Below are 26,154 nucleotides of genomic sequence, written 5' to 3' on the forward strand. Positions count from 1 at the left end.
CCCCGACAGCCAGAAAGTCCCGCTAGCTACTGCTGCTCGACAGGCCCCCGACAGCCAGAACGCCCCGCTAGCTACTGCTGCTCGACAGACCCCCGACAGCCAGAAAGCCCCGCTTGGCTAAATTCGGGGGGCTCGCTGCGCTCCTCACTCGCTACACTCGTTGCGGTGCTTACATCGCCCGCCTTCGTTTAGCCAAGCGCCCCTTTCAGTCCCGCCCATGCCGGCTGGTCAAACAGCTACGGGCGGGACTGAAAGGGGCCGACCGCTCGACGGCTGCGACTCGCTGTGCTCCTCACTTCGTTGCGGTGCTTGCGTCGTCTCGCTGCCGAGCGGTCGGGGGCTTTCTGGCTGTACTGAACCGCTCCAGCAGCACTCACACCACCAAACCCAACCTTTCCCAGCCGCAATTTGGGGCGATTGCACACAGTTTTTGACGGCAGGGTCCTACGGGCCGGTGTGGCGTCCCCATACGAGATTCTCGGCGTCGACCCCGACGCGGACGAGGCCGAGATAGTCGATGCCTACCGGGAGCGCGTCAAGGAGACCCATCCGGACCAGGGCGGGTCGACAGAGGCGTTCCTCGCAGTGAAAACTGCCTTCGAGCGCATCGAGAACGGCTGGCGACCCGGCGACGCCGTCCCGGAGAGCGACGTGCCCGGAGCGCCGACGGGGACCACGGACGCCGACGAGGCGGCCGGCCCAGCGGAGCCCTCGGAGCCCGAGGGCGTCAGGGTCGAGTATCTGAACTACGAGGTGATGGCGGACAAGCTGTGGGAGCTGACCGACGACGACCTCTTCGAGAAGGCGGCCGACGGCGGGCTCACCCCCGAGGACTACGGGGAGTTCTACGTCCGGGACAGCGAGTCGCTGCTGGAGGCCGCCGAGCGCCAGGGGTACGCCTGGCCCTTCGCCTGTCGAGGCGGGGCCTGCACGAACTGCGCCGTCGCCGTCGTCGAGGGGGAGATGCCCTCGCCGTCGAGCCATATCCTGCCGAAGGAGCTCCACGACCGCGGCATCCGCCTCTCCTGTATCGTCGCGCCGGAGACGGACGCGAAAATCGTCTACAACGTCAAACACCTGCCGGCGGTCCAGGACCTCCTGCTTCCGGCCAGCCGGTTCGAGGCGTCGTCGTCGACCGATTGAGGAGCCCCGGCGGTGGCCGTGAGCGCGTTTCATCGCGCGAAGGCGGGGAAGGGCAGGCTGGCAGTGTGAGTGTTCTGCGCCGAACGCGCGGTTTCACCGAATCCTCGCTTCGCTCGGACTCGGCCGTTGTTCCCCGCGTTTTCGCGAGGCGGTCCCGCAGCCCGCCGTAGGTGGCAGAGGGGACCCGACGAAGTGAAAAGTGGCTACGCGGAGGCCTGCGTCAGCGCGTCCTCGATGTCCTCGGCCTGCGTGACGCCGACGAACCGCTCGACGATGCCGTCGTCGTTCTCGACGATGAGCGTCGGGAGCGACCGGACCTGGTACTCGTTGGCCACGTCCTGTTCCTCGTCGACGTCGATCTTCTCGAACTCGACGTCGCCCCACTCCTCCTCTAAGTCCTCGAGGATGGGGTCCTGTGTCTTGCAGGGGCCGCACCAATCGGCGTAGAAGTCCTTTAGCGTGACAGCCATGGTTCTCTTCCGACTAAACTGTGCGTTCTGATAAGGATTGTCCATGTGGGCGCGAACAAAGCGAACCCGAAAAGCTTACTCCACGCGAGCGGAGACTGAGAGGTATGAGCAGCGACAGCGGCGGACTGATGTCGAGTGCCGGACTGGTCCGGTACTTCGACGCCGAGGACCAGAACACTATCCGAATCGACCCGCGTACTATCGTCGCCTTCGGTGTCCTCTTTGGCGCGCTCGTGCTCGTCCTGAACGCCATTATCCAGACCGGCAGCGGCCTGTAGACGCGGTACTTTCTGCCGATTCGGACGGTGAAGCCAGCGGCAGCGTCCGAGCGCTCCGGCTGGCCGCACGGAGTCCACGTGGCTTAATTTACTACGGCGCGACTGGCCGATATGCACTTCACGCAGCGCGAACAGGCCGCGCTCCGCGAGGCCGGGATGGACCAGGAGACCATCGCTGGGGCCTCCGAGGCGGTCGTCGCAGCGACCAGCGAGGCGGCCGACGAACTCGAAGCGTTCTTCGCCGACATGGAGACGGTGTACTCGGATATGGACATCGCTCACAGCAGCAGCGATATCCAGGAACACGCCCTCGACTACGTCGACCTGTACACCCACGCGGGCGACATCCGCGGCTACGTCCGCTTCGACACGTGGGGCGTCCCGGTCGAGGGCGGGCGGGTGTTGACCGACGGGAAAGTCGAGTTGACGCTGGGGCCGACGGTCGACGGGCGGGTCCGTTTTGCCGGCGACGAGGACGCTCTATGAGCGTCCGGGTCAGGGGAATCTACGCGACGGCGCTGACCCGGCTGTTGACCGACGCCGGCGTCGACGTGGTGCAGGCCTCCGGTCCGATAGCGGCGCGCTTCGACGACGAGTTCGCGGTGGCACGGGCCGGCGCGACCGTCGAGACGACCGACGACGGGCAGGGCGTCGGCGTCAGCGGGGACCGCGAGACGGTCCAGCGAGTGCTCGGGGAGCTCCGCGGGGTGGGTCGGGACACGCTGGCGTGGGCCGACCCGCTCCCCGAGGGGGCCGTCTACGCCGGCGAGGTGACCGAGACGCTGGGGAGCGGCGCCGTCGTCGACTGCGGCGACGGCGAGGGGTTTCTCCCCTACTCGAACAGCGACGACCGCGTCGAGACCGGCGATCGGGTGCAGGTGCAGGTAGTCGACGGGGCCGCGCCGTGGACGGACGGCCGGCCGGTGCTCGACGGGACCGTCGCCGTCCGGGGCGAGCTGTTGACCCTGTCCCGTGGCGGGACGAACACGGCGACGGCGACCGGGCCGGCGATGCTCGACGTCGTCGCCGCCGACCCGCGGGAGGGGTGGGGCGTCTCGTGGGAAGCGGCCAGCGACGACGCCGGGTTCGACGCGCTCGCGGCGGCGCTGGAAGCGGCCAACGAGCGGGCGGCGGCCATCGACGACGCGCTCGGCGCTGCCGAGCCCGTCGGCGAGGGCGAGCCGCGCCGACAGGCCGACGGCGGACGGACGACCTGGGTGTGGTTCGGCCGGGAGAGCCGCTTCGCGCTGGACGGGACGCGCCGGCAGGTGACCACGACGATGCGGGGCCATCACCGCGTGAAGGCGGGCTCCCGGAGCGCCAGTGCGGCCGTGGACTACGTCGAGGCGCTGTGTGACGAGCCCGGGAGCGACGCCGAGACGGACTTCCCGTTCGCCGTCACGGCCCGGCAGTTCGGCCCGCAGACCGGCGGCTCGCTCACGCTGGGCCACGGCAAGCCCGACGGGCGGCTCATCACCCTCGGCCGGGCGGACGTGCAGTCGGTCGACCCCGACGGAACCGTCACCGTCGAGCGCGAGATGAGCGCCGGCGGGAGCTACGACGCGCTGGGCGTCCCGAAGGAGGCCGGCGATGTCGCCGAGACGAAGCTGAAGGAGGGGCGGTGGTGGTATCCGACGGTGTACCGCGACAGCGAGGGCGCGACGAAGGGCACCTACGTCAACGTCTGTACGCCGGTCGAGATATTCCCGGACACCGCCCGCTACGTCGACCTGCACGTCGACGTCGTCAAACACGCCGACGGGACCGTGGAACGCGTCGACGACGACGAGCTCGACGCGGCGGTCGCGGCGGGCGACGTGCCCGAGGAACTGGCCGAGCAGGCCCGGAGCGTCGCGGCGGCGGTGGCGAGCGCGCTGTCGTAGACTACTGCCGGCGGGCGAGTCGCCACGCGCCCAGCCCGACCGCTGCGAGCGCCGCGGCGATACCGAACCCGTCGCCGCCCGCGCCCGTGGCGTTCTCGGTCCGGGTCGGTGCGCCGACGGCCGGGTCGGGGAACGTGTAGACGCCCGGCGAGATATCGGAGTCGAGGGCGGCGGTGTTCGCGGCCAGAAAACAGCCCGCACCCCGCTGGGCGGTCCAGAACGAGGTCGTCGAGCTGTCGCGCCACCGGAATATCTCCCGGGGCTGGCTCGGTTCGCGCACGTCGTGGACCCTGACGCCGCCCTCGTACCACGCCGAGTACAGGCGGCCGTCGGTGAGCTCGAAGTTGTGCGCCGTCGTCAACACGCCGCCCCGCGTCGGGTCGCTCGTCGGCGGCGGGTCGACGGTCGCGAGCGACTCGGGTGCGCGCGGGTCGCTGATGTCGAACAGCTCGATGCCGCTGGGGCCGCCGCTGCCGTCGTCGTCGCGGTCCCAGGACTCCCCGCCCACTCCCAGCAGCGTCGCGTCCTCGTCGACCGTGACGTAGTGGTCGTTGCCCGGCGGTTCGGTGCGTTCGGTCCGGGGGTCCGAGACGGCCGCGAGCGCCTCGCGACTGCGCCCCCGAACGCGGGAGACGAGCGAGATATCCGCCGGGTCGGAGACGTCCAGAATCCACGTCCCGGCGTCCCAGTAGGCGAGGTAGGCGCGGTCGCCCCGGACCGTCACGTCGTGGAGCGGACGGAGGGAGGGCGAGACCTCGGCCCACCGCTCGTCGGCGGCACCCAGCGACCACGACCCGACCGCCTCGCCGGTTCGGGTGTCGACGACGACGAGCGGGTTGTCCGTGCGGCTGTTCGCGGTGACGTAAGCGTAGCGCCCGTCGAAATCGCAGTTGTGGACACGCGTGTCGAGTTCGACGGCGGTGACCCGCTCTGGCGTCTGGCGGTCGCTCACGTCGAAGACGACGAGCCCGTGGGCGCCCTCGGCGGGGTTTGCGGGACCGACGACCAGCAGCCGGTCGTCCCGGAGGGCGAGGTCCTGGACCTCCTGCATCGGACCGTCGGCGCTGTCGGCGAGCAGGTCGGTCCGCTCGGCCAGTAGCCGGGGGTTGCTCGGAGAGACGACGTCGACCAGAGCGATGCCAGCCCCGGTGGCGACGTAGGCGGTGTGACCGTCGGGGCTGGTGACGAGCTCGCGGGCACCCGAGAGCGACAGCGTCCCCAGCGGCTCGCCCCCGGTCGGCGTCCCGGCCGGTGTCGAACTTCCGTCGTCGGTGGGGAGCGGGTGGGCGGAAGCAGTGCCGACGGCACCGCCGGCGCTCGCGGTCGCGAGCGACTGGAGGAGGGTGCGACGACGCATATCTGCGGAAGGGGCGGGAGAGAAAGAAGGCTTCCGACTAGTTCCCCTGAATCGCGTCGATGACCATCGCCGCGGCGATGATGGGCTCTTTCGGGACGGTCGTGGAGTCGTCGATGGTGATCTCGTAGCGGTCCTTCAGCGAGAACTGGCCGTCGATGTTGCCGACGTGGTTGCCGTCGACGTCCGTGATCTCGTACTTGTGGGGAATCCAGCCGCCGAAGGGAATGACGTTGCGGGCGATAGTCACGAGCGCGCCCTGGGAGTTTATCTCGGCGATTTTGGCCTCGGTCCGGGCGTCGCGAATCTTCCAGGTGTCCTGCAGGAGGGAGTAGTCGTTGTCGAGGATGACGACCTCCTCGCCGGTCTGGGCGTCGCTCAGCACGTAGTTACCGGCCACGTCGAGCATGCCGCCGGCCTTGACAGTGAACACCTCGTTGCCCTCGGCGTCGACGAAGGGGAACTCCTCTTTGAGCTTGAACATCTTCTGTTTCCCCCGGATGACGACGTTCCCGGCCTTGTCCATCGCCTTGTACTTGTTTCGGATGAGGCTCTGTTCGACGACGTACTTGTCGTCGGTCAGCTCGATGCCCTGAATGTCGTAGGACCGCTCCTGCTGGCTCATACCATCGAATTCTCGGATAGTAACTTGAAAGTTTGTACTGCTGTGGAGCTGGGATTACGCGAGCCACGGGGGTCAACCGACAGGGTTTCACGGCTACATTTCTTGGGAACGTCATAGATGAGTAAGGACGTCATCGAGGTCACCGGCGCAGAGGAACACAACCTCAAAGACGTCGACGTGGAGATTCCCCGGGAGGAACTCACCGTCGTCACGGGGCTGTCGGGGTCGGGGAAGTCGTCACTGGCCTTCGAGACGGTGTACGCCGAGGGCCAGCGACGGTACATCGAGTCGCTGTCGGCCTACGCCCGGAACTTCCTCGGGCAGATGGACAAGCCCCAGGTCGAGAACGTCGAGGGGCTCTCGCCGGCTATCTCCATCGACCAGAAGAACGCCGCGAACAACCCCCGCTCGACGGTGGGCACTGTGACGGAGCTCCACGACTACCTCCGCTTGCTGTACGCCCGCGTCGGCGTCCCACACTGCCCGGAGTGTGGCCGCGAGGTCGGCGAGCAGTCCGCCCAGAACATGGTCACCCGGCTGCTGGAACTGCCCGACGGGACCCGTGCGAAGCTGTGTGCACCGGTCGTCAGGGACCAGAAGGGGGCCTTCGAGGACCTCTTCGACGACCTCGTCGGCGAGGGGTATTCCCGCGTCGAGGTCGACGGCGAGGAGTACGACCTCACCATGGACAGACCCGACCTCGACGAGAACTACGACCACACGGTCGACGTGGTGGTCGACCGCGTGAAGATATCGACCGAGGCCCGGTCGCGCATCAACGACTCCGTGGAGACGGCGCTCGGCGAGGCCGACGGGACCCTCAAAGTCGTCCTGCCGGACCCGCCGGAGGGCGCCGCCGACGCGCTGGGCGGGGCGACCGCTCGGGCGACCGGCGACCTCGCCGAGGCCGAGGAGTCGACGGACGAGCGCCTCGTCGTCGAGCTCTCGGAGGAACTCGCCTGCACGCACTGCGGTATCGACATCTCCGAGGTCGAGACCCGCTCGTTCTCGTTTAACTCCCCTCACGGCGCCTGCCCCGAGTGTGAGGGGCTGGGCGAGACCAAGGAGGTCAGCGAGGAGCTGGTTATCCGGGACTCCTCGAAGCCACTGAAACACGTCTTCGAGCCCTGGAGCTACGACCGGACCTACTACTCCAGACAGCTCGACAACGTCGCCGAGCACTTCGGCGTCTCGCTGTCGACGCCCTTCGAGGAGGTAGACGAGTCGATTCGGCGCCAGTTCCTCTACGGCACCGACGACCTGGTCCACTTCGAGTGGCGCACGAAGAACGGCACGCGCGAGAAGAACGAGCGCTTCGAGGGCGTCATCCCGAACCTCGAACGCCGCCACGTCGAGACGGACTCCGACCGCGCCCGCGAGCACATCGAGGAGTTCATGGCGACGACGGAGTGCCCGGCGTGTGAGGGCACCCGTCTCAAGACCGAGTCCCGCGCCGTCCTCGTCGACGGCACCGCCATCACCGAGGTGAACGAGCTGTCCATCGGCGACGCGCTGGCCCACTTCGAGGGGCTGGAAGCGGACCTCTCGGCCCGCGACAAGAAAATCGCCGAGGAGATTCTGAAAGAGATCCGCGCCCGGCTGGGGTTCATGGAGGAGGTCGGTCTGGAGTATCTGACGCTGGACCGCGAGGCGTCGACGCTCTCGGGCGGGGAGAGCCAGCGAATCCGCCTCGCCACCCAGATCGGGTCGGGGCTGGTCGGCGTGCTGTACGTGCTGGACGAGCCCTCCATCGGGCTCCACCAGCGGGACAACGACAAACTGCTGAACACCCTCGAAGAGCTTCGCGACCTCGGGAACACGCTCATCGTCGTCGAACACGACACCGAGACGATGCGGCGGGCCGACACGGTCATCGACATGGGGCCGGGGCCGGGCAAGCGCGGCGGCGAAGTCGTCGTCAACGGGCCACAGGAAGTGCTGATGGAGACCGACGAGTCGGTCACCGGGAAGTATCTCTCGGGCGAGCGGACGATTCCGGTGCCCGAGGAGCGCCGCGAGGGCGACGGGGCCCACATCACGGTACGGGGCGCTCGCCAGCACAACCTCCGTGACCTGAACGTCGACTTCCCGCTTGGCACGTTCACGGCGATTACGGGCGTCTCCGGCTCCGGGAAGTCCACGCTGATGCACGACATCCTGTACAAGGGGCTGGTCCGACGGATGAACGACACCGACGTGAACCCCGGCGAGCACGACGACATCGACGGCATCGAGCACATCGAGACCGTGCGGCTCATCGACCAGTCGCCCATCGGCCGCACCCCGCGGTCGAACCCGGCGACCTACACCAACGTCTTCGACCATATCCGCGAACTGTTCGCGGAAACCAGCCTCGCCAAACAGCGGGGCTACGAGAAGGGGCGATTCTCGTTCAACGTCAAGGGCGGCCGGTGTGAGGCCTGTGGCGGGCAGGGCACCGTCACCATCGACATGAACTTCCTCTCCGACGTGCAGGTCCCCTGCGAGGAGTGCAACGGGGCCCGCTACAACGACGAGACCCTCGATGTCACCTACAAGGGCGCGACCATCGCGGACGTGCTGGAGATGAGCGTCGAGGAGGCCTACGACTTCTTCGAGAGCCACAGCGGCATCCGCCGCCGGCTGCAGCTCCTGAAAGACGTTGGACTGGACTACATGACGCTCGGCCAGCCCTCGACAACGCTCTCGGGCGGCGAGGCCCAGCGGGTGAAACTCGCCGAGGAGCTCGGGAAGAAGGACTCGGGCGAGACGCTGTACCTGCTCGACGAGCCGACGACCGGCCTCCACCCGGAGGACGAGCGCAAGCTCATCGACGTGCTCCACCGGCTCACCGACGACGGCAACACCGTCGTGGTCATCGAGCACGAGCTCGACCTCGTGAAAAACGCCGACCACGTCATCGACCTCGGCCCCGAGGGCGGCGAAGGCGGCGGCGACCTCGTCGGCGAAGGGACGCCCGAGGAAGTGGCGCGGACCGAGGAGTCCTACACCGGGCGATATCTGCGTGACCACCTGCCCGCGGTCGACCTGGAGGGGCCACGCGCCGAGCGGGACGGGAAGGCGGCGGCGAAGGCCGACGACGACTAGTCGGTGGCGTGGAAGGCACTCACGACCGCTGGTTCGCGTCGGTCAGCGCAGCGCCTCGACGTCGTCGGCCAGTTCGGCGCCGTCGTAGTTCGACGGGATGTCACGCTCGTTCGCTTCGGTCATCATCTCCCCGATGCCGAGCCCGGCGAAAGCAGCCGCGTCACGCATTCCGAACTCGCCGATCTCGTACAGCCGGAAAGCGGTGCGGATGCGCTCTGACTCGTCGTGGTTCATGCGTTTGCTCACCAGAACACGATGCACTGTAAGCCTCGGTGACGACACACTTCTGTCCCGCGAGCCCGTACCGTGACCCATGCCACCGTACTACGCCGCGCTCTCGGACCGGCTGCTGGTCGGCGACGGCGAGTGGACCGACCGACTCGTCGGGGAAACGCTCGAATGCGTCGCGGCCGACGAGCGAGTGCCGGACCGCGCCTTCGTCGGCACCGTCGACGCGGGGCTCCAGCGGACGACCGACGGCGGCGAGAGCTGGCAGCGGGCCCTCAGCGCGGGTGACAGAGCGACCAGCGTCGCCGTCAGTCCCCACGACCCCGATACTATCTGGGCCGGCACCGAACCCAGCGCCGTCTATCGCTCGACCGACGGCGGCGACAGCTGGACCGAGCGCGAGGGACTCACCGACCTCGACTCCACCTCGCGCTGGTCGTTCCCGCCGCGACCGCATACGCATCACGTCCGCTGGCTCGCGGTCGCACCCGACGACCCCGACCGGCTGTACGTCGCCATCGAGGCCGGCGCGTTCGTCCGGAGCCCCGACGGCGGCGACACGTGGCTCGACCACCCGGACGGCGGCCGGTACGACAACCACACGCTCGCCACGCATCCCGACGCCCCGGACCGCGTCTACGCCGCCGCGGGCGACGGCTACGCGCTCTCGACCGACCGCGGCGAGACGTGGACACACCCGCAAGCGGGGCTCGACCACCGGTACCTCTGGAGCGTGGCGGTCCACCCCGACGACCCCGACACCGTCGTCGCGTCGGCGGCCCGTGGCGCGCGGTCGGCCCACTCGACGACCGGCGAGAGCTACGTCTACCGCACGACCGGCGGGACGTGGGAGCCGGCGATGGACGGCCTGCCCGGCCCGGACGGGTTGGCGCGTGCGGTGCTTTCGACCGACGAGCGCGGCGTCCTCGCGCTGACGAACCGCGGCCTCTTTCGCTCGCCGCGGGGGGCGGAGTGGGACCGCATCGGCGCGTGGGACGGGAGTTACGACCAGGTCCCGCACGGGCTGGCGGTGGTGTAGCTCACCGGCCCGCGAAATGTCGTCAGTTATTTTACACACGGCGGGGAATGCGGCGGTGACATGGACGTTCCGAAAGCCCGCACTGAATGCGACGAGGTCCTCCAGACCGTCTCCGCCGCCGTCGTCGCCGACCAGTCCTTCCTCGAAACCGTACTGACAGCGGTGCTCTCCCGTGGTCACGTCCTCATCGAGGACGTGCCCGGCACCGGCAAGACGCTGACCGCGCGCAGTTTCGCCGACGCGCTCGGGCTCTCCTTTTCCCGCATCCAGTTCACGCCGGACCTGCTGCCCGCCGACATCACCGGCACGCACATCTTCCGCGAGGACGGCGAGGAGTTCGTCTTCAGCGAGGGACCCGTCTTCGCGAACTTCGTGCTGGCCGACGAGATAAACCGCGCGCCCCCGAAGACACAGGCCGCCCTGCTGGAGGCGATGGCAGAGGGGCAGGTGACCGTCGACGGCGACACCCACGACCTCCCCGAGCCGTTCGTCGTCGTCGCGACCCAGAACCCCGTCGAGAGCGAGGGCGTCTTCCCGCTGCCGGCGGCCCAGAAGGACCGCTTCCTGGTCAAGACCGCGATGGGGTACCCCGACGCCGCGGCCGAGCAGGGCCTGTTGCGGGCCCGCACGCGGCGGGACGCGCCGACGCCGTCGACCGACACCGCGCTCGACCCCGACGGGGTCCGCGCCCTGCAGGCCGTCCCCGAGACCGTCACCGTCGACGACGACATCCTCGGTTACATCGTCGACATCGTCGGGCGGACCCGCAGCGACCCCCGCGTCGAGGTCGGCGTCTCCCCGCGGGGCTCCCAGCGGCTGCTCGAAGCGGCCCGCGCCCGCGCCGTCGTCGAGGGGCGGGGCTACGTCCGGCCGGTCGACGTGACGACGGTGGCCCCGCCGGTGCTCGCCCACCGCCTCGTCCGCACGACGGACGCGACCGTCGACGGCACCGCGACCGCCGACATCCTCGACGACGTGCTCGACGCCGTGCCGGTGCCGACCGTGGCGGCCGAGGACGGCGAAGCGACCGTCGAGGGGTGACCCCATGACCGGAAGACAGCGTGCGGACGATTCCGGCTGTCCCTCGCGGGGGGCGTGAGCGTGCGGCGACTCGCGCCGCTGGCGCTCGCCGCGCTGGCCGTCGTCGCGCTGGCGACCGTCGCCACCTCGCTGGACAGCGTCTCGACGGAGCCGACCATCGACACCGAGGACCCGACGCTGACGGTGAAAAACGACTCAAGCGGTGGCGGCGGTTCGGGAACCGGAACGCCGGAGCGGGAGCAGCGCGACCAGCCCACGAGAACCGAAATCGCTGCCGAGAACGACAGTGACGGGGCCGACGTCCCGCTGTGGCAGGTCGTCGTCGGCCTCGGGCTGTTTCTGGTCGGGAGCGCCGTCGCGCTCTACGGGCTGACCCGCGGGGAAGACGGGGAGGGCACCGGCGACGGGCGGCCCGACCCCGAACCGACCGCGCCGTCGGCCGACAGCGTCGTCCTCGGGTCGGCCGTCCCCGCGTCGAACGACGTCTACCGGGCCTGGGCGGCGCTCTGTGGTGCGGTCCCGCTCGACCCGGACGGGCAGACGCCCGCGGACGTGGCCGAGGCGGCGGTGGCGGCCGGCCACCCGCCCGAAGCGGTGGCGGCGCTGACCGACGCCTTCTGTGCGGTACGCTACGGCGACGCCGCACCGACGAGCGAGCGGGAGGCCCGCGCCCGCACACTGGCGAGCGAGCTGTCCCTCGACGTGGAGGGCGAGCCGTGACCGACCGCCGCCTCGTCGCGCTGGGGCTGCTGGCCGGGCTGGGGGGCTTCCTCGTCGTCGCGGTGCCGGCGCTGGGCGCGGCGCTGGTCCCGACGGCCGCGGCGGTCGTGTTGACCATCGGCGTCGGCGTCGTCGCGGTGTGGCTGGCGGTGCGACAGCTCGCAGACGCCGACGAGCCGTTCGCGCTGCCGACGCCGGAGTCCCGGCCGGGCTACCGCGCTGTCGGCGGGGAGCTGGCCGACCTGTTCGCCGAGATGGGGCTGGCCGGGCGCCGGCAGGTCGAGAGTGAGGAGCTGACGGCCCGCGAGCGGCTCCGGGCGACGCTCCGCGAGCTGGCGGTCGACGTGCTGGGCCGGACCGACGGCTGGGACGCCGAGACGGCCCGCGAGCGGCTGGCCGACGGGACGTGGACCGACGACGAGGCGGCCGCCGCCTTCTTCGCCGAGGGGTACGCGCCGCCGGTCTCCCGGCTGGCGTATCTCCCCGTCGGCCGCCCGGACCTCCCGTTCGCTCGGCGGGGCCGCCGCGTCGTCGCGGCACTGGCCGACCGCGTCGGCGGCCCGGTGCCCGACACCGAGGCGGCCGAGCGCCCGACAGTCCCGACCGACAGCTACTGGCCGACGGGCGAGTTCCCGCGGGAGCGTTCGACCGGGCTGACGGCCGCCGTCGTCGCGGGCGCGCTGGCGATTAGCGCGGTCGGCGTCGTCTTCGGCCGGCCGGGAGTGGTCCTGACCGCGGCGCTGGGCATCGCGCTGGTCGGGGCCGCGCGGGCCTGGTCGCCCGAGCCGACCGTGGCACTCGACCGCTCGCTGTCGACGGCGACGGGCGACGAAGTGACGGTGACCGTCACCGTCAGGAACACCGGCGAGCGGACGCTGCCCGACATCCGCCTCGTCGACGGCGTCCCGGCCGGTCTCAGCGTCGTCGAGGGGAGCCCCCGCGTCACGACGGCGCTGCGGCCCGGGAAGGCGACCACCGCGAGCTACACCGTCGAGGCCGTCGCCGGCCGGCACACGTTCGAGCCGGGGGTCGTCGTCGTGAGCGACCCTATCGGGGCCGCTGAGACCGTGGCGACCGTCGAGGCGGCCGACGGGCCGACGGTACTGGACTGTGGCTTCGGCCGGCCGGCGACCGGCTCCGAGCCACCGCGCCGCCAGCAGACGGTCCAGCCCGGCCGGCGGCTCGGCGACGCCAGCGGCGCCGGCGTCGAGTTCGACACGCTGCGGGAGTACCGCCCGGGCGACCCGCCGGCCCGCATCGACTGGACCCACCGGGCGAAGACGGGCGAGCTCGCCACGGTCGAGTTCCGGGAGCCCCGGCTGTCGAAGGTGGCCGTCCTCGTCGACGCCCGGCCGGCCGCCTACGTCGCCGCGCCGGGCGGGGTGCCCGCGCCCAGACACGCCGCGCGCGCCGCCTTCACCGTCGCCGGCGGGCTGCTCGCCGAGGGCGTCCCGGTCGGCGTGGGGACGATACCGGTCGGCGGCCACTGGACGCCGGTCGGGGCCGGCCCCGACCAGCGGGCGAGGCTGCGCGAGGCCCTCGCCGGCGACGACGCCGTCCCGTGGCTGCCCCCCGACTCGTCCCCGTCCGTCGCCGAGACGGTGGCCGCGCTCACCGCCCGGCTCGACCCCGACGTGCAGGTCCTGTTCGTCTCGCCCGTCGCCGACGAGGACAGCGTCACGCTCGCCCGCACGCTCGACGCCGCGGGCCACAGCGTCACCGTGGTGAGCCCGGACTCCACGACCCCGGAGAGCGTGTCGGGCGCCTACGGCCGGCTCCGGCGGAGCCAGCGCCTGTCGGCCCTTCGGGGGGCCGGGATTCCCGTGACCGACTGGGACCCGGGCGAGGGTATCGTGGGGGTGAGCCACCGTGTCCGCGCCTGAGTCACCGACCGGCGGACTCCCGCGGTTCAGCGTCGGCGCCAGCGCGGTCGCCGTGCTGGTCGTCGCGGCGCTGGTCGCGCCGGCGCCAGCGCCGCTGGGAGTCGCCCTGCTGGGCGGAGGCCTCCTCGCGGCGGGGCTGGTCCGACGGCGGGACGCCCCGCTGGCAGTCGGCGCGGGGGCCCTCTTCAGCGCCGTCGTGCTGGCGGGCATCGACGGCAAGTCGACGGGGTGGTTGCTGCTCGCGGCGGTGCCCGCGGTGCTCGCGTGGACGAGCGCGCGCGACGCCGTCCGGCTGGGACGACAGGTCGGACGGGCGGCGTCGACGCTACGGGTCGAACTCGTCCGGACCGTCTCGACGCTGACTGCGCTGGTCGCCGGCGGCGGCGCCGGCTACCTCCTCGAACGGACGCTGACCGGCGGCGAGTCGCCGCTCGCGCTCGCCCTGCTGCTGGTCGCCGTCGTCGCCTTCACGCTCGCGCTGCGCTAGACCGCGCCACCGACGAGGACGACCGGGACGGTCGTGAGGACGGTCAGCACCGCGGCGACGGCGAGGATTTTCAGCGCCCGCTTGCGGTCGGCGGCGACGGCCTCGGCCTCGGCGACCGACCCCGTCTCCCCGCCCGAGCCCGAGAGGTCGTAGCGAGCCAGCGCGCCGAAGGCCACACAGAAGCCGTAGTAGTCCTGAACGAGCCCGACCCAGCCGCCGAAGGCGAGCGGGGCGGTGAGCCACAGCGCGCTCGTCGGGAGCACGTCGACGGCGACGGCGAGGACGACGCCGACGGCGAGGCCGAAGGAACCGATACCGGATAGCCGCCGGGCGCGGCGCTGGTCCGCGCCGATGTTACAGACACCGGGCTGGTACTCTGCCATACCCGCCGTTTGCGCTCCGACGTGAAAGCAGCGGGGGCCGATTCGGTTCACCGCTACCGGGAAGAATTATGTCGTCCGAGCGTGATTTCCGTGCGTGTCCCTCCATAGTTCCCTCCAGCAACTGTCCGAGCGGTGGCGCTACGCCCTCCTCGGCGGTGTGCTCGCGGTTCCGTTCACGACGCTCAGCTACGCAGAGACCGGCAGAGAACTCGCACTCGGCGCGGTGTTCTGGGCCGCCTTACTCGTCGGCTACCTCGCCAAGCGCCGCGGGCTGTCGAGCACGCCGGTCGGCGCCCGCGCCGGGTTAGTCGGCTCGGTACCGGCGCTGTGGATGGTCGGCGACCTCGCGGTGGTCGTCCTCGGACTCGGTGGCCCCGCGTGGTTTCGCGCCGTCCAGCTGGCCGTCGTCGCCCTGTTGCTCCCCCTCATCGTCGGTCTGGGCGTGGTCGTCGGCGCGCTGGGCGCGCGGCTGGGCGGCTGGCTGGCTATGCGCAGTGGCCACCCCCGACCGGCCGCCGGATACTGACCCGTGGCCCCGATACTCCCGCGGCGTCGCACCGACCCCACCACGCGGCGATACGCCCTCCTCGTCGGGCTGAGCTCGATACCGTTCGCCGTCCACAGCTATGTACAGCCCGGCGCCGTCACGTGGCTGCCGTTCTGGCCGGTTTTCGGGGCCGGACTGCTGACCGGCTACGTCGCCGGGCGCCGCGGCGAGTCCGGCGCTGCAGCGGGCTTCGACGCCGGGGAAGTCGGGTCGTTACCGGGCCTCTGGACGCTGCTCGACGTGTTCGTGTTCAGCGGCGGCCTCCTCGCGGAGCCGCTCGGCGTCGGCCTGCTCGTCGCTCTTCTCACGCCCGTCGTCGTCTTGCTCGGTGGCCTGACCGGGGCCGTCGGCGGCCGAGTGGGCGGGTGGATGGCCGAACTCCGCGGCCAGCCGCGCCAGCCTGCCGCAAACGGCACGTAGCCGGCCCGTTCGAATCGAGAAGGTATTTGCCCCCTGACACCCACGTCGTCGGTATGCACGATGTCGTCGTCGTCGGCGCCGGCCCCGCGGGCTCGCGGTACGCCCGCCGGGCCGCCCGGAACGGGCTCGACGTGCTCGTCTTCGAGCAGGGCGAGGTCGGGGAGCCACTCGCCTGTTCGGGCCACGTCAGCACGGACATCTGGGAGTTCACGGAAGGCGCTCGCGGGGAGCTGTTCCAGAACGAAATCAGCGGCGCGCGCTTCCACACCGGCGGCCCCGGCAGCGACGACCACCCGTTCTACAAGGACGAGGTCATCTCGAACGTCATCGACCGCGTGGGACTCGACAAGCACCTCGCGGAGCTCGCTCGCGAGGCCGGGGCCGACCTGCGGGAGGGCCACACTGTCGTTGCTGTCGAGGAGGACCGGCACGGCGTCACCGTCGAGGTTCGGGGCGACGACGGCGAGGTCCAAACGCATCGCGCGAAACTGGTCGCGGGCTGTGACGGCCCGAAGAGCCGCGTTCGCCGGGAGCTGTCTCTCCCCGAACCCGACGAATTACTCCACGGCGTGCTCGGCTTCGACGACACCGCCGACCACCAAGACTTCGTGGACGTTCACCTCACCGTCCCGAAGTTCTTCGCCTGGCGCATCCCCCGCGGCGAGGCCGGCGTCGAGTACGGACTGGCCGTGCCGCCGGGCGACGACGCCCGCGAGCGCTTCGAGGCGTTCTGCGATGGGTACGACGCCGACGTGACCCGGCGCTGTTCCGGACTCATCCCCATCGGCCCACCGAAACGCGTCACCGGCTCGCGGTCGTTCCTCGTCGGCGACGCGGCCGCCCAGACCAAGCCGTTCACCGGCGGCGGCATCCTCTACGGGATGACGGCGGCCGACCACGCCGCCCGGGAGATAGACCCCGACGACCCAGCGACGCTGGGCGACTACGAGCGGGCCTGGCGCGAGGACCTCCGGGACGATATCCGGCTGGGCCACGCCGTGCGGGCCGGCTACTCGGTCCCGAAGATGGTCCAGAAAGCCGGCATGAAAGCGTTCGAGGGCGAAATCGGGGTCCACATGGACCGTCCCTCGACGCTGTTCTCCCGCGAGCAGCTGAAGGCGCTGCTGTCGCGGTCCTGATCAGTTCGCCGCGCCGCGGAGACCCAGCCACACCTGCCTGTAGCCGAGCATGTAGACGCCGACGTACAGCAACAGTGCGCCCATGCCGACTTCCCAGAGGCCGAACACCGACTGGCCGGCGAGCAGGTCCGCGACGCCGGCATTCTCCGTGAGCGCGCCGACGACCGTCAGCAAGGCGGCCGCCAGAGCGGCGAGTAGTCGTCCGAGCGGTTCGACGAGTGAGCCAAAGCCGTTCATCGGCGGCTATAGGCCAAAGCCCGACATATGCTTTCCGCCCGAAGCGAAAGCGGTTAGTCGAGTGGTGGCAACCCGGCGTGTATGGGACAGTACAAGAGTATGGACCACGCGACGCTCGCCAAACGCGGCTTCCTGCTCGGTGTCGGGCTGTTCGCGCTCGGCGCACTGGGGGAACTCGCCGCCCACGCGTTCGTCGGACCGCTGCCGGGCTGGGGGAACCTGCTGTTGACCGACATGGAAGCGCTGGGTATCCTGCTGGCGCTGTTCTCGCCACTCGTGTTCGGTATCGTTCTGCCGCTCGTCGAGTGAGAGACGCCGAACCTGTTTACCGCGCGGGCCGCTAGCACGGGGTATGGACGCATCGCGTTTCACCGTCGCATCGGGCGTCGTCGCACTGCTTGGCTGTCTGGTCGCGTTCGTCGCGCCGCTGGCGCTGGGCGCACAGCCGGGCATTCGCGGGAGCGTGACGCTCTCGGCCGTCGTCGGCGCGGTCTTTGCGGGGAAGAACTTCCAGACCATCCGCGAGCGGGGACTCCCGAGTTTCGCGGCCGGCGTCATGGCGACCGTCCTCGGACTCTGGCTCATCGTCGCGCCGCTGCAGTACGACTCGGTCGGGGCACCGCTGACCGCCCTGGTACAGTTCGGCGGCATGTGTCTGGCGGCCTTCTCCGCCTACACGGCGCTGGTCGCCGTCGAGGGCTTTTTCGGCGCCGGTGACACCGGCGAGACGGACGAGGGCGACAGAATCGGCTACTCGTAGCTGGGCAGCCGCGCCGAGGCGGCCGACCCGTCGACGAACGGAAGCTCGCGCCGCTCGGCCGGGAGTGCCTCGCCGTCGACGCTGACCGTGAGGTCCCCGTCGGGCACGTCCCAGTCGACGCTGGCCATGGCGATAGGGGCCTCGCGGGTCGGGCTGTCGACGGCGCGGGTCACCTCGCCGACGTGCTCGTCACCGACCGACACGGCCGCCCCCGAGTCGGGGAGCCCGTCGAGCGCGAGCCCAACGAGCCGCGACCGCGGGTAGCCCTGGTTCTCGACGCGCGAGACGACCTCCTGCCCGACGTAACACCCCTTCTCGAAGTCCAGGGCGTTGCGCAGGCCGAGGTCGTTCGGGAGCGCGCCCTCGATTTCCGTGTCGAACAGCGGCGAGCCGGCCTCGAGCGTGAGCGTCTCCCAGGTACGGTAGCCGAAGGGAACCGCGTTGAGCCCACGGTTGACGAGCGTGTCGAAGACCCGTTCGGCGTCGTCGGCGCCACAGACCACGTCGTAGCTCTCCTCGCCGGCGAGGTTGTCGGTCCGGATGACCGAGACGCCGGCGTCGCCCAGCTCGCCGCGGTTAAAGGAGAGCGGCGCTTCCGGCGACGCGGCCTGATGCAGGACGCTCGCTATCTTCTCCGTCGCCTTCGGGCCGTGGACGCCGAACGTGGCGAAGTCGTCGGTCGCCAGCCGGATGTCGACGTCCTGGATGAACGTCTTGCTCTGCCAGTCCTCGGCGAGGGGCTCGGCCTCCTGTGGCGGGGTGAAAACGAGCAGTCGCTCGCCGGCGTTGTAGACGTACATGTCGGTCTCGACGCGGCCCTGCGGGTCCAGCAACAGCGCGTACACCCCCTCTCCGTCGGTGTCGGGGACGCGGTTCGAGACGGCGTTGTCCACGTAGTCGACGCGGTCCTCGCCGGTGACGACGAGGACGCCGTAGCCGAACTCACAGACGCCGACGACGTTACGGACCGCCCGGTGGGTCCGTTCCGGCCGGCCGTACTCAGCGACGACACGGCGGCCACCGACCTCGCGGAAGCTGGCGCCGTGGTCGGTGTGCACGCCCTCGATAACAGTCATGCAAACGAGTGGGAGCTTCGCGGCAAAAAACGTCCCGCTACCGGCGTCGGTACGCGACCAGCGAGAGCGCGGCGACCGCCGCGACGACAGTAAGCGGCGTGAAGCCGGGGCCGTCCCCCGCGGTGGTCTCCGCGGCCGCGGGCGACGCAGTGGCCGATGGCGTCGGCGAGGCCGCCGGCGTCGCAGTCCCCTGTAGCTCGTTCGGCGCGAACACTTCGATAGTGACCGTCTCCGTGGTGTCACCGTCGTCGATGGTGTAGGTCACCCTCCCGGTCGACTCGGGGGTAACTCTGACCACGCCGGCGTCGTCGGTCGTACCGACCTGCTCGCCGCCGCTGGTGACCGTCGCGCCGGTGACCGGCTCACCGTACTCGTCAGTGATGTCCATCCTGACGGGCTGGTCGATGATACTCTGGTTCTGGGCGTCGACGTTTATCTCGTCGACCCGGGCGGTAGAGACGTTCACCGTCGTGTCGCTCTCACCGACGCGTACGGTCCGGGTCGCCTCCTGATAGCCGTCCGCGGTCACGACGAGGTCGTAGTTCGTGTTGACTGCTACTTGGGTCCCCGTCTGGCCGTCCGCACCGGTCTGGAGCGTCCCGACGGCCGGGATTCGGACGGAGGCGTTGAGGTCCGCCGGCGGTTCGAGCGTGTCGTCCGCGACCGAGACGGTGAGCAACACCTCGCCCTCCTCGATGGTGCGGTTCAGGCTGGCCTGCCCGGCGATGGCGACGCGCGAGCGGGTTGTGTAGTACCCCGCCTTCTGGATGCCGAGCTGGTAGGCCCCCGCCTCGATGGCCCCCGTCGCGACAGTGCCGTCGGCGCCGGTGCGCTGGTTGGTCACGATTTCGGAGCCGCGGTACAGAAAGACGCGGGCCCCCTCGACGGTCGCGTTGTCCGTGTTACGGACGGTAATCTCCGCGGTGGCCGACTGCGCGACCGGCACCTCGACCGATTCGGTGGACGCGTCCTCGACGGTGTACGGGATGTTGCGGATGTACCGGTCGTCGTCGACCTGAATGGAGACGTTCGCTCCCTCGGGCACGTCGAGCAGGACCTGTCCGCTCGAAGCCGTCGTCTCGCTGACCGAGCCGCCGTCCCAGGTGGCCGTGACGCCGACGCCGCTGCCGACCGCCCGCCCGTCCTGGTCGACGATAGTGGCGGTGATAGTGACCCGGTCCTGCTGGGCGGTGACGGCCACCGGGACCACTGTGACTCCCCCCAAAAGCAGCACGATACAGAGGCTGATTGTAAGCCGTGTCGAACCCATACCCGAGTGGTAACAACGTACATCCTTAACAGTATGGCTCCCCTACTGATTCGGCGCCACCGGCTCGGAGACGCCGGAACAGCGGGCCGTCGGCGCTATCGGCCGTTCGATTCCGACGCCACGAGCCCCTCGACGTCGTCGGCTTCGAGCGGCGTCAGCGGACCGGACATCGTCCGGACCAGCGCCGCGGCCGCGGCCCCGTGTGCCAGTGCCTCGTCGGTCGCGGCGCCGGCGGTGAGTTGCTGGAGGACGGTGCCGACGAGGGCGGCGTGCTGGCCGGCGCTGTCGGTCGCGGCCGTCTCGAAGGCGTCCTGTTCGTGGAGGACGCCGTCGTGGTAGCCGACGACGCCGTACTCGTTTCGGGTGAGGACGACGTGGGAGAAGTCGTAGTCGCTGGCGATGGTGTGGACCAGTTCCCGGGGCGACCCCGTCCGGTCGAAGACGGCTCTGGCCTGGTCCTCGCTGGCAAACAGGAGCTCGACCGGGTCGAAGATGTCCGTGAGGGTGTCGTGGGCGTCCTCGGCGCTCCAGAGACCCGGGTGGAAGTCTAGGTCCAGCGCCCGGAGCCCCGGGGTAGACCTGAGGAGGGCGCCGGCCGTCTCGGCCGCCTGGTCCGACAGCGCCGCCATGGAGCCCGTCGTGAACACCGCGTCGGCGTTCTGGATGCGCCCCATCGGGAAGTCGCCCGGCGTCACCGTCGCCATCGCCGTGTCGGCCCGGTCCTGAATGAGTCGGGACTCGCGAGGCGGGGTCCCGCTCTCGTGGAACTTCAGGCCGTGCCGACCGCTGTCGGCGTCGGCCCAGACGACTTCCGTCTCCAGTCCGTGCTCGTGGAGTTCGGCGACGGCGCGCCGGCCGAGCGGCGTGTCGGCGAGCTTGGAGAGCCAGACGGCGTCCGCGCCCAGTCGGCTGGCGACGGCCGCGGCGTTGCTCGACATCCCGTCGACGTGCAGCCCGACCTCGCGGGCGCTCTCGAAGCGTACCCCGTCCCGTGTCGAGAACCGCAGCGCCGTGTCACCGAAGGAAACGATTGACATGGTCCACCCATCGATTGACAGGGGTTTAGTTCAACCGGCTGTTTCAGGGAGTCATCCTACCTTCTCCGTGACGCGGAACTCCGTGGGCGGCGCGAGGATGCCCGCGACGGTCCCCATCGAGTGGACGACGGTGATGAGCGGAGCCAGCGGCACGGCGACGGCCAACGGGAGCTGCTCCCGACCGTAGTAGCTGACGCCGCGGAGATACCAGAACAGCGTCAACGCGCCGAGTAGCAGGGAGACGGCGGCAAAGAGACCGCCGGCACCGGCACCGACGCCGAGCAGCGACAGCGGGACGACGACCATCGTCACGACCGGCGAGAGCGCCCACGCGTAGTTGCGCACGCGGGTCAACAGCTGGTAGCCCAGCGGGAGGTCGGTCGAGGCCTCGACGTTGCCGGCGGCCCAGCGCCGTCGCTGCTGGAGAATCTCGGTCAGCGACGGCGGGGCCTCGTTCCGGCAGGTCGTCGTCGCGAGCTCGAAGTCGATATCGACCTGCTGGGCGGCCGCCCAGACGAAGGCGGTGTCTTCGACGATGGTCTCCCGGTCCCAGGTGACCTCGTCTTCGAGGTCGCTGCGGACGGCGATGCCGCCGCCCCATGCGAACAGCGGGATAGAGAGCCGCGCGAAGGCGCGCTGTTCGACCTGGACGCCCATCCGGTAGACGTCGGCGAGGTAGGTCCACACCGACCCCGTGCGGCGGGGCTGTTCGCGCAGCTGGACGACGTCGGCGGCCGGGAGCCCGTCGAACGAGTCGACGACGCTGTCCTCGTCCAGATAGCAGACGAACTCGCGCTCGCAGTCGAGCGTCCGCCGGGCCCACTCGATGGCCCGGCCCTTCCGGACCGCGTCGCAGTCGAACGCGTCGGGGACGACGTGGACTGTCGCGCCCGCGACGTCGATGTCCGCTTCGGCGACGACGCGGACGTCGTCGAGTTCTTCGGGCAGCGAGTCGACGGTTTGCTGGACCACGGCCGCGGCGTCGACGGTCAGAATGCGGACCTGAATGTCGTCGCCGCCGTGGACGGGGTCGGGTTCCTCGTAGCCACGCCCGACGACGTAGGTCAGGACGATCCAGACGAGCGCGGTCCCGGTGAACAGCACCGTGGTCCCCCACAGCAGGTAGTTGAACAGCTGGTGCCAGTCGACGCCGCCGGGAGCCAGCGACGGGAGCAGCGTCGCGAGGGCGGCGACGAGGAACACCGCGCCGACCCCGGTCAGGGTGATACGTTCTATCTTCATCGTACCAGATACGTACCATCCACCCACTTCATGCGGGTCGACGCTAAGCCCGTCTTCGGCCCGTTTTGGACCGAGTTAACGCCAACCGAAACGGATAAACGAGAATAAACGGGACACAGCCGACGCCAGTTGCCCCAGCCCGGACGACACGGAATCCACGGCCGACGCGACATCGCCTCGCGCGACGCGTCGACTTCTCAGTCCCGCCGCCCCGAGTGGCCGGGGTAGTCCCGCTCGAATCGGTCTTCCAGCTCCGCGAACTCTACCTCGATGACAGTCGGTCGCCCGTGCGGGCACGCGTAGGGGTTCTCACAGTCGTCGAGCGCCGCCAGCAAATCGCGGACCGACCCCTCCGTCAGCGACGTGTTGCCGGTGACGGAGGGGTAGCAGGCGAGGTCGCCGAGCAGTTCGTCGGCGGCCGCTTCGACCGTCGTGGCGGCCTCGCTCTCCCCGTCGACGAAGGCACCCAGCACGTCGCGGACGATGTCGGGGCCGGCGGCGTCGGCGATGACACCCGGCAGCGTCCGTACTTCGACGGTGCGCTCGCCGGTGCGGGCGGTGTGAAAGCCCAGACTGGCGAGCGCGTCGCTGCGGTCCTCGAACACCGCGGCTTCCCTGGCGGTGAGTTCGAGCGCGACCGGTTCGGCGAGCGTCTGCGTCGTCGTCTCGCCGGCGAAGGCCGCCTGCAGGCGCTCGTAGTTGACCCGCTCGTCGGCGGCGTGCTGGTCGACCAGGACCAGCCCGTCGTCGGTCTCGGCGACGACGTAGGTGTCCTGCAGCTGGCCGAGAATCCGCATCGACGGCAGCGTGTCGTGGCGGGTCTCGGGCGCGTCGCCGAGGTGGGTCTGGTCGTGGTCGCCGGAGAACTTCCGCTCGGGGTCGGACGGGGTCGACTCCGTCGTCCGGGCCGACGACGCCGCCCCCGAGTTCGAGTCGTCGGGCGGGTCCGCCGGGTCGGCGGTGTCGCGGGCTGTCGACGGCGTGGAACTCCCCGAGCGCTCCTCGGTCGTTCGACCCGAAGCGGTGGTGTCGTCGGTCGCCGTCGACGCGGTGGTGTCTGCCGCCCCCGGTCGGTCCGCGCCGGTCCGCTCGGCATCCGCCGACTCGTCGCGCTCGGTCGCCCCGTCGGCTCCCTCCGCCGACCGCCCGGGCGTGATTTCGGTCTGCTCGGGCTGTGAGCGCCCCCGCGGGGCCGACGAGCGGAGCAGCCCGTCTTCCAGCAGGGCGTCTTCGACGGCGGTCCGGACCTGCTCGTGGACCCCGTCGTCGTCGACGAACCGCACTTCCATCTTGCGCGGGTGGACGTTCACGTCCACGTCGCCGGCGGGCACGTCGAGAAAGAGGACGGCGAAGGGGTAGCGGTCCGGCGCAATCTGGGTGCCGTAGGCGTCGACGACGGCATCGTGGGCCGTTTTGGCCCGGACGTAGCGGCCGTTGACGTACGTCGAGAGGTACTCACGGCCCGCGCGAGTGGTCTCGGGATGTGAGACCAGCCCCGTAACGCCGTCGAGCGGGCCGTCGGGGAGGTTCGCACCCTCGACCGCGATCATCGATTCGGCCACCTCCCGCCCGTAGACGGACATCACGGTCTCCCGCAGGTCGCCCTGACCCGTCGTGGCGAACGTCTCCCGACCGTCGTGGGAAAGCGAGACGGCCACGTCGGGGTTGGCCAGCGCGTAGCTGGTGACGATACTGTTGACGTGGGCGAACTCGGTCGAGGCCTGCTTGAGATACTTCCGGCGGGCGGGGACGTTGTAGAAGAGGTCCTCGATTTCGATGGTCGTCCCCTCGGGACAGCCGGCGGGGCCGACCGACGTGACCTCGCCGCCCTCGACGACGAGTTCGGTCCCCGTATCTCCCCCTCGCGGGCGCGTGGTGACAGTCAGTCTGGACACCGCGCCGATGGCGTGCAGCGCCTCGCCCCGGAACCCCAGGGTGGCGACGCCGCCCTCCAGGTCCTCGATGTCCCGGATCTTCGAGGTGGTGTGTTGCTCGACGGCGCGCTGGACCGCCGCCCGGTCCATCCCGATGCCGTCGTCGGTGACCCGGATACCCCCCCGGCCGCCGTCCTCGACGGCGACCGTCACCCGGTCGGCGTCGGCGTCGATGGCGTTCTCGACCAGTTCCTTCACCACCGAGGCCGGTCGCTCGACGACCTCGCCGGCGGCGATGCGCTCGACGGTCCGCTCGTCGAGTTGCTGGATGTCTCCTGGCGTCTCCCCCATGCTCTTGTCCCCGGTAGCGGGCGTGCCGACTTGAGACTGTCCCAGTCGGCGACGGTAGTGTCAAGAGTTAACACACTCGGGGCCGTAGGGTGGACCGGTGAACGTGCATGTGTCACCACAGAGGCGACATCCCCGGTGAGATTTCCGACTGGACGACCGAGCGAACGGACACAGCGGACGAAGCGGAGGACGAGGAGCTCCCGGAGTTCCTCAACGAGGCGGGCGACGACCTGTCCGTCCTGACGGACGGGGGCGACGAACACTGACTGACAGCCCATTTTTTCGACCGTACACTGAAGTATCGGCCCGCGGACCTACCGGTAATGGAGCAGTACGACCGACTCTACCGGCTGTACGAGACGGTGGATACGGAGACGTTGCGGGCCTATCAGGAAGTCGTCGACCTCTTTCCGCCGCTCAGTTCGACCGTCGCGCTGGACCAGTGGGAGCGCGCGAAGACGGAACTGGACGAGCGGAAGGCGGCCGTCGTCGAGCGGTTCCCCGAGCCCTACGCCGAACTCGCCGCGCGCCTGACCCGCGAGGAGGCCTTCACCGCGCTGGACCTGTACTCGAAGTACGGACGGACGGTGAACGTGCTGGTGCTCGACGTCGACGAGACGCTCCGGTCGGCCGGCGACACCGACAACGAGATTCCCCGCCACACGCTGTATCTCCTGACGGAGTTCCACGAGCGGGGCGTCCCCATCGTCGTCTGTACCGGCCAGACGCTGGAGAACGTCAAGGGGTTCATGATACAGGGGCTGGGCAACGAGGTGGTCTCTTCGGGCTCGATGAGCATCGTCTACGAGACCGGCAACGCGGTGTTCACGCCGAACCACGGGGCCGACACCAAGCGGCTGCTCTACGAGCGACTGGACCCGGTCATCGTCGAGACGTTCGACGACGTGCGCGGGCGGGTGCTCTCGGCGGCCCCGGACAGCGTCCGCCACGGCTGTCACCTGCAGGGCAACGAGTTCAACGTCACCATCAAACCCAACGCGGAAGTCGGTAGCGACGCCGCGGTGGCGGTCATCGACGAGGCCATCCGGTACTTCTGTGGGCTCATCGGCGAGTCACTCGCCGCGGCCGTCGACGTCGACGTGGCCGACCCCGCGTTGTTCGCCCGGACCTACTTCGCTACGGACCCCGAGATCGCGGCGGTGTTCGAGGCCGGCGGCGTGGCCCACGACGGCGACCTCGATTCGGCGCCGTCGGAGTTTCTGGACGCCCTCCGGCGCCTCGACGTGGGCTACTACGAGGGCGACGCCGCCGAGCTTGTCAGTCTGGAACTGGACAAACCGACCGGCGTGAGGGAGGCACTCGACGTGCTCGACATCGGCGACCCCTTCGCGCTGGCGATGGGCGACTCCAAGAGCGACCTGCGGGTGATGGAGTGGCTCGCCGACGCCGACTGCGGTATCGCCGCCGCCCCGTCCCACGCCTCACAGGCCGTACTCGACCACGTCAACGCCCGGGACGAACTGGTGTACGAGGCGGGCGAGGCGAGCACCGTCCTCCACATCGCCTACGGGATGGAGCTGCTGGCGGGCGTCGAGGAGTAGGCCGACCCCGGTGACACA

28 protein-coding genes are annotated in these 26,154 nt (G+C 70.1%); 17 read left to right on the forward strand and 11 right to left on the reverse strand.

Annotated features, from left to right (window positions below):
* Positions 1–456: 456 nt before the first annotated feature.
* The gene (gene fer, locus NDI56_RS15105) at positions 457–1,143 is read left to right on the forward strand and encodes a ferredoxin Fer (protein WP_310920456.1); all 687 of its coding nucleotides are present in this window, start codon (positions 457–459) and stop codon (positions 1,141–1,143) included.
* A 203-nt stretch (positions 1,144–1,346) separates the two neighbouring features.
* Here the strand turns inward: fer and NDI56_RS15110 are convergent, their stop codons facing one another.
* Entirely contained in the window at positions 1,347–1,613 is a 267-nt protein-coding gene (locus NDI56_RS15110) for a thioredoxin family protein (RefSeq protein ID WP_310920458.1), read from the reverse strand.
* A gap of 104 nt (positions 1,614–1,717) precedes the next feature.
* Here NDI56_RS15110 and NDI56_RS15115 point away from each other — a divergent pair, with 104 nt between their 5' ends.
* The 3 genes from NDI56_RS15115 to NDI56_RS15125 all read left to right on the forward strand — a co-directional run bounded on the left by NDI56_RS15115 (position 1,718) and on the right by NDI56_RS15125 (position 3,774).
* Positions 1,718–1,891 (forward strand): preprotein translocase subunit Sec61beta, encoded by a 174-nt coding sequence (locus NDI56_RS15115; protein ID WP_310920460.1) that lies wholly within the window; start codon positions 1,718–1,720, stop codon positions 1,889–1,891.
* Between the two features lie 111 nt (positions 1,892–2,002).
* On the forward strand, positions 2,003–2,377 hold the full coding sequence (locus tag NDI56_RS15120; RefSeq protein ID WP_310920462.1) for a DUF7532 family protein: 375 nt from the start codon (positions 2,003–2,005) through the stop codon (positions 2,375–2,377).
* Positions 2,374–3,774 (forward strand): ribonuclease FAU-1 family protein, encoded by a 1,401-nt coding sequence (locus NDI56_RS15125; RefSeq protein WP_310920463.1) that lies wholly within the window; start codon positions 2,374–2,376, stop codon positions 3,772–3,774. The genes NDI56_RS15120 and NDI56_RS15125 overlap by 4 nt, the downstream gene beginning before the upstream one ends.
* Position 3,775: 1 nt before the next feature.
* Here NDI56_RS15125 and NDI56_RS15130 read toward each other — a convergent pair whose 3' ends face one another.
* Positions 3,776–5,131 (reverse strand): LVIVD repeat-containing protein, encoded by a 1,356-nt coding sequence (locus tag NDI56_RS15130; RefSeq protein ID WP_310920464.1) that lies wholly within the window; start codon positions 5,129–5,131, stop codon positions 3,776–3,778.
* A gap of 37 nt (positions 5,132–5,168) precedes the next feature.
* Complete coding sequence (locus NDI56_RS15135; RefSeq protein WP_310920465.1) at positions 5,169–5,753, reverse strand: LURP-one-related/scramblase family protein; 585 nt, start codon at positions 5,751–5,753, stop codon at positions 5,169–5,171.
* A gap of 117 nt (positions 5,754–5,870) precedes the next feature.
* Here NDI56_RS15135 and uvrA point away from each other — a divergent pair, with 117 nt between their 5' ends.
* Positions 5,871–8,840 (forward strand): excinuclease ABC subunit UvrA, encoded by a 2,970-nt coding sequence (uvrA, locus tag NDI56_RS15140; RefSeq protein WP_310920466.1) that lies wholly within the window; start codon positions 5,871–5,873, stop codon positions 8,838–8,840.
* Positions 8,841–8,882: 42 nt separating this feature from the next.
* Here the strand turns inward: uvrA and NDI56_RS15145 are convergent, their stop codons facing one another.
* On the reverse strand, positions 8,883–9,086 hold the full coding sequence (locus NDI56_RS15145; RefSeq protein ID WP_310920467.1) for a UPF0175 family protein: 204 nt from the start codon (positions 9,084–9,086) through the stop codon (positions 8,883–8,885).
* 67 nt (positions 9,087–9,153) lie between these two features.
* Between NDI56_RS15145 and NDI56_RS15150 the strand changes: the two genes are divergently transcribed.
* Genes NDI56_RS15150 through NDI56_RS15170 form a run of 5 tightly spaced genes read left to right on the forward strand, consistent with a single transcriptional unit; the run spans position 9,154 to position 14,238 of the window.
* Positions 9,154–10,107, forward strand: coding sequence for a WD40/YVTN/BNR-like repeat-containing protein (locus NDI56_RS15150; protein ID WP_310920468.1), 954 nt, complete (start codon positions 9,154–9,156; stop codon positions 10,105–10,107).
* Positions 10,108–10,167: 60 nt separating this feature from the next.
* Positions 10,168–11,148 (forward strand): AAA family ATPase, encoded by a 981-nt coding sequence (locus tag NDI56_RS15155; protein WP_310920469.1) that lies wholly within the window; start codon positions 10,168–10,170, stop codon positions 11,146–11,148.
* A gap of 54 nt (positions 11,149–11,202) precedes the next feature.
* Entirely contained in the window at positions 11,203–11,868 is a 666-nt protein-coding gene (locus tag NDI56_RS15160; RefSeq protein WP_310920470.1) for a DUF4129 domain-containing protein, read from the forward strand.
* Positions 11,865–13,751 carry a DUF58 domain-containing protein gene (locus NDI56_RS15165; RefSeq protein WP_310920471.1) on the forward strand — a complete coding sequence of 629 codons (1,887 nt, stop codon included), beginning with the start codon at positions 11,865–11,867 and terminating at the stop codon, positions 13,749–13,751. The genes NDI56_RS15160 and NDI56_RS15165 overlap by 4 nt, the downstream gene beginning before the upstream one ends.
* Positions 13,738–14,238 carry a DUF7519 family protein gene (locus NDI56_RS15170; RefSeq protein ID WP_310920473.1) on the forward strand — a complete coding sequence of 167 codons (501 nt, stop codon included), beginning with the start codon at positions 13,738–13,740 and terminating at the stop codon, positions 14,236–14,238. The genes NDI56_RS15165 and NDI56_RS15170 overlap by 14 nt, the downstream gene beginning before the upstream one ends.
* Here NDI56_RS15170 and NDI56_RS15175 read toward each other — a convergent pair.
* Positions 14,235–14,621 (reverse strand): hypothetical protein, encoded by a 387-nt coding sequence (locus tag NDI56_RS15175; RefSeq protein ID WP_310920474.1) that lies wholly within the window; start codon positions 14,619–14,621, stop codon positions 14,235–14,237. The genes NDI56_RS15170 and NDI56_RS15175 overlap by 4 nt on opposite strands.
* Before the next feature lie 94 nt (positions 14,622–14,715).
* Here NDI56_RS15175 and NDI56_RS15180 point away from each other — a divergent pair, with 94 nt between their 5' ends.
* From NDI56_RS15180 to NDI56_RS15190, 3 genes are read left to right on the forward strand one after another with little or no spacing between them, the layout of a single operon-like run.
* Positions 14,716–15,147 carry a DUF5518 domain-containing protein gene (locus NDI56_RS15180; protein WP_310920476.1) on the forward strand — a complete coding sequence of 144 codons (432 nt, stop codon included), beginning with the start codon at positions 14,716–14,718 and terminating at the stop codon, positions 15,145–15,147.
* 3 nt (positions 15,148–15,150) lie between these two features.
* Positions 15,151–15,588 (forward strand): DUF5518 domain-containing protein, encoded by a 438-nt coding sequence (locus tag NDI56_RS15185; RefSeq protein ID WP_310920477.1) that lies wholly within the window; start codon positions 15,151–15,153, stop codon positions 15,586–15,588.
* Between the two features lie 53 nt (positions 15,589–15,641).
* A complete protein-coding gene (locus NDI56_RS15190; protein WP_310920478.1) occupies positions 15,642–16,727 on the forward strand; it encodes a geranylgeranyl reductase family protein in 1,086 nt (361 codons plus the stop codon).
* Here the strand turns inward: NDI56_RS15190 and NDI56_RS15195 are convergent, their stop codons facing one another.
* Positions 16,728–16,964, reverse strand: a complete 237-nt coding sequence (locus NDI56_RS15195; RefSeq protein WP_310920479.1) for a DUF8151 family protein — start codon at positions 16,962–16,964, stop codon at positions 16,728–16,730.
* A gap of 81 nt (positions 16,965–17,045) precedes the next feature.
* Here NDI56_RS15195 and NDI56_RS15200 point away from each other — a divergent pair, with 81 nt between their 5' ends.
* Complete coding sequence (locus NDI56_RS15200; RefSeq protein ID WP_310920480.1) at positions 17,046–17,273, forward strand: DUF7860 family protein; 228 nt, start codon at positions 17,046–17,048, stop codon at positions 17,271–17,273.
* Between the two features lie 43 nt (positions 17,274–17,316).
* Positions 17,317–17,724 (forward strand): hypothetical protein, encoded by a 408-nt coding sequence (locus tag NDI56_RS15205; RefSeq protein WP_310920481.1) that lies wholly within the window; start codon positions 17,317–17,319, stop codon positions 17,722–17,724.
* Here the strand turns inward: NDI56_RS15205 and ygfZ are convergent.
* The 5 genes from ygfZ to mutL all read right to left on the reverse strand — a co-directional run bounded on the left by ygfZ (position 17,715) and on the right by mutL (position 24,574).
* A complete protein-coding gene (gene ygfZ / locus NDI56_RS15210) occupies positions 17,715–18,800 on the reverse strand; it encodes a CAF17-like 4Fe-4S cluster assembly/insertion protein YgfZ (protein ID WP_310920482.1) in 1,086 nt (361 codons plus the stop codon). The two genes, NDI56_RS15205 and ygfZ, sit on opposite strands and share 10 nt — an antisense overlap.
* 37 nt (positions 18,801–18,837) lie before the next feature.
* Complete coding sequence (locus NDI56_RS15215; protein ID WP_310920483.1) at positions 18,838–20,070, reverse strand: PGF-CTERM sorting domain-containing protein; 1,233 nt, start codon at positions 20,068–20,070, stop codon at positions 18,838–18,840.
* A gap of 95 nt (positions 20,071–20,165) precedes the next feature.
* Positions 20,166–21,107, reverse strand: a complete 942-nt coding sequence (locus tag NDI56_RS15220; RefSeq protein WP_310920484.1) for a carbohydrate kinase family protein — start codon at positions 21,105–21,107, stop codon at positions 20,166–20,168.
* A 51-nt stretch (positions 21,108–21,158) separates the two neighbouring features.
* Entirely contained in the window at positions 21,159–22,349 is a 1,191-nt protein-coding gene (locus NDI56_RS15225; RefSeq protein ID WP_310920486.1) for a glycosyltransferase family 2 protein, read from the reverse strand.
* Between the two features lie 197 nt (positions 22,350–22,546).
* Complete coding sequence (gene mutL, locus NDI56_RS15230) at positions 22,547–24,574, reverse strand: DNA mismatch repair endonuclease MutL (RefSeq protein ID WP_310920487.1); 2,028 nt, start codon at positions 24,572–24,574, stop codon at positions 22,547–22,549.
* A gap of 107 nt (positions 24,575–24,681) precedes the next feature.
* Here mutL and NDI56_RS15235 point away from each other — a divergent pair, with 107 nt between their 5' ends.
* Both NDI56_RS15235 and NDI56_RS15240 read left to right on the forward strand, forming a co-directional pair.
* Positions 24,682–24,840: a hypothetical protein gene (locus NDI56_RS15235; RefSeq protein WP_310920489.1), complete on the forward strand. Its 159-nt coding sequence runs from the start codon at positions 24,682–24,684 to the stop codon at positions 24,838–24,840.
* A gap of 57 nt (positions 24,841–24,897) precedes the next feature.
* Positions 24,898–26,136: an HAD family hydrolase gene (locus tag NDI56_RS15240; RefSeq protein ID WP_310920490.1), complete on the forward strand. Its 1,239-nt coding sequence runs from the start codon at positions 24,898–24,900 to the stop codon at positions 26,134–26,136.
* The last annotated feature ends 18 nt before the right edge of the window (positions 26,137–26,154 follow it).

Source organism: Halomicroarcula saliterrae (assembly GCF_031624395.1).
Lineage (GTDB): Archaea > Halobacteriota > Halobacteria > Halobacteriales > Haloarculaceae > Haloarcula > Haloarcula saliterrae.

Excerpts from the sequence above, each read along its gene's own strand:
- NDI56_RS15110 (WP_310920458.1), bottom strand. The coding sequence starts at position 1,613 with ATGGCTGTCACGCTAAAGGACTTCTACGCCGATTGGTGCGGCCCCTGC.
- NDI56_RS15225 (WP_310920486.1), bottom strand. The coding sequence starts at position 22,349 with ATGAAGATAGAACGTATCACCCTGACCGGGGTCGGCGCGGTGTTCCTC.
- NDI56_RS15130 (WP_310920464.1), bottom strand. The coding sequence starts at position 5,131 with ATGCGTCGTCGCACCCTCCTCCAGTCGCTCGCGACCGCGAGCGCCGGC.
- NDI56_RS15155 (WP_310920469.1), top strand. The coding sequence starts at position 10,168 with ATGGACGTTCCGAAAGCCCGCACTGAATGCGACGAGGTCCTCCAGACC.
- NDI56_RS15235 (WP_310920489.1), top strand. The coding sequence starts at position 24,682 with ATGTGTCACCACAGAGGCGACATCCCCGGTGAGATTTCCGACTGGACG.
- NDI56_RS15205 (WP_310920481.1), top strand. The coding sequence starts at position 17,317 with ATGGACGCATCGCGTTTCACCGTCGCATCGGGCGTCGTCGCACTGCTT.
- NDI56_RS15220 (WP_310920484.1), bottom strand. The coding sequence starts at position 21,107 with ATGTCAATCGTTTCCTTCGGTGACACGGCGCTGCGGTTCTCGACACGG.
- NDI56_RS15125 (WP_310920463.1), top strand. The coding sequence starts at position 2,374 with ATGAGCGTCCGGGTCAGGGGAATCTACGCGACGGCGCTGACCCGGCTG.
- NDI56_RS15195 (WP_310920479.1), bottom strand. The coding sequence starts at position 16,964 with ATGAACGGCTTTGGCTCACTCGTCGAACCGCTCGGACGACTACTCGCC.
- NDI56_RS15150 (WP_310920468.1), top strand. The coding sequence starts at position 9,154 with ATGCCACCGTACTACGCCGCGCTCTCGGACCGGCTGCTGGTCGGCGAC.
- NDI56_RS15135 (WP_310920465.1), bottom strand. The coding sequence starts at position 5,753 with ATGAGCCAGCAGGAGCGGTCCTACGACATTCAGGGCATCGAGCTGACC.
- ygfZ (WP_310920482.1), bottom strand. The coding sequence starts at position 18,800 with ATGACTGTTATCGAGGGCGTGCACACCGACCACGGCGCCAGCTTCCGC.
- NDI56_RS15190 (WP_310920478.1), top strand. The coding sequence starts at position 15,642 with ATGCACGATGTCGTCGTCGTCGGCGCCGGCCCCGCGGGCTCGCGGTAC.
- NDI56_RS15200 (WP_310920480.1), top strand. The coding sequence starts at position 17,046 with ATGGGACAGTACAAGAGTATGGACCACGCGACGCTCGCCAAACGCGGC.
- uvrA (WP_310920466.1), top strand. The coding sequence starts at position 5,871 with ATGAGTAAGGACGTCATCGAGGTCACCGGCGCAGAGGAACACAACCTC.
- NDI56_RS15240 (WP_310920490.1), top strand. The coding sequence starts at position 24,898 with ATGGAGCAGTACGACCGACTCTACCGGCTGTACGAGACGGTGGATACG.
- NDI56_RS15120 (WP_310920462.1), top strand. The coding sequence starts at position 2,003 with ATGCACTTCACGCAGCGCGAACAGGCCGCGCTCCGCGAGGCCGGGATG.
- NDI56_RS15115 (WP_310920460.1), top strand. The coding sequence starts at position 1,718 with ATGAGCAGCGACAGCGGCGGACTGATGTCGAGTGCCGGACTGGTCCGG.
- mutL (WP_310920487.1), bottom strand. The coding sequence starts at position 24,574 with ATGGGGGAGACGCCAGGAGACATCCAGCAACTCGACGAGCGGACCGTC.
- NDI56_RS15215 (WP_310920483.1), bottom strand. The coding sequence starts at position 20,070 with ATGGGTTCGACACGGCTTACAATCAGCCTCTGTATCGTGCTGCTTTTG.
- NDI56_RS15175 (WP_310920474.1), bottom strand. The coding sequence starts at position 14,621 with ATGGCAGAGTACCAGCCCGGTGTCTGTAACATCGGCGCGGACCAGCGC.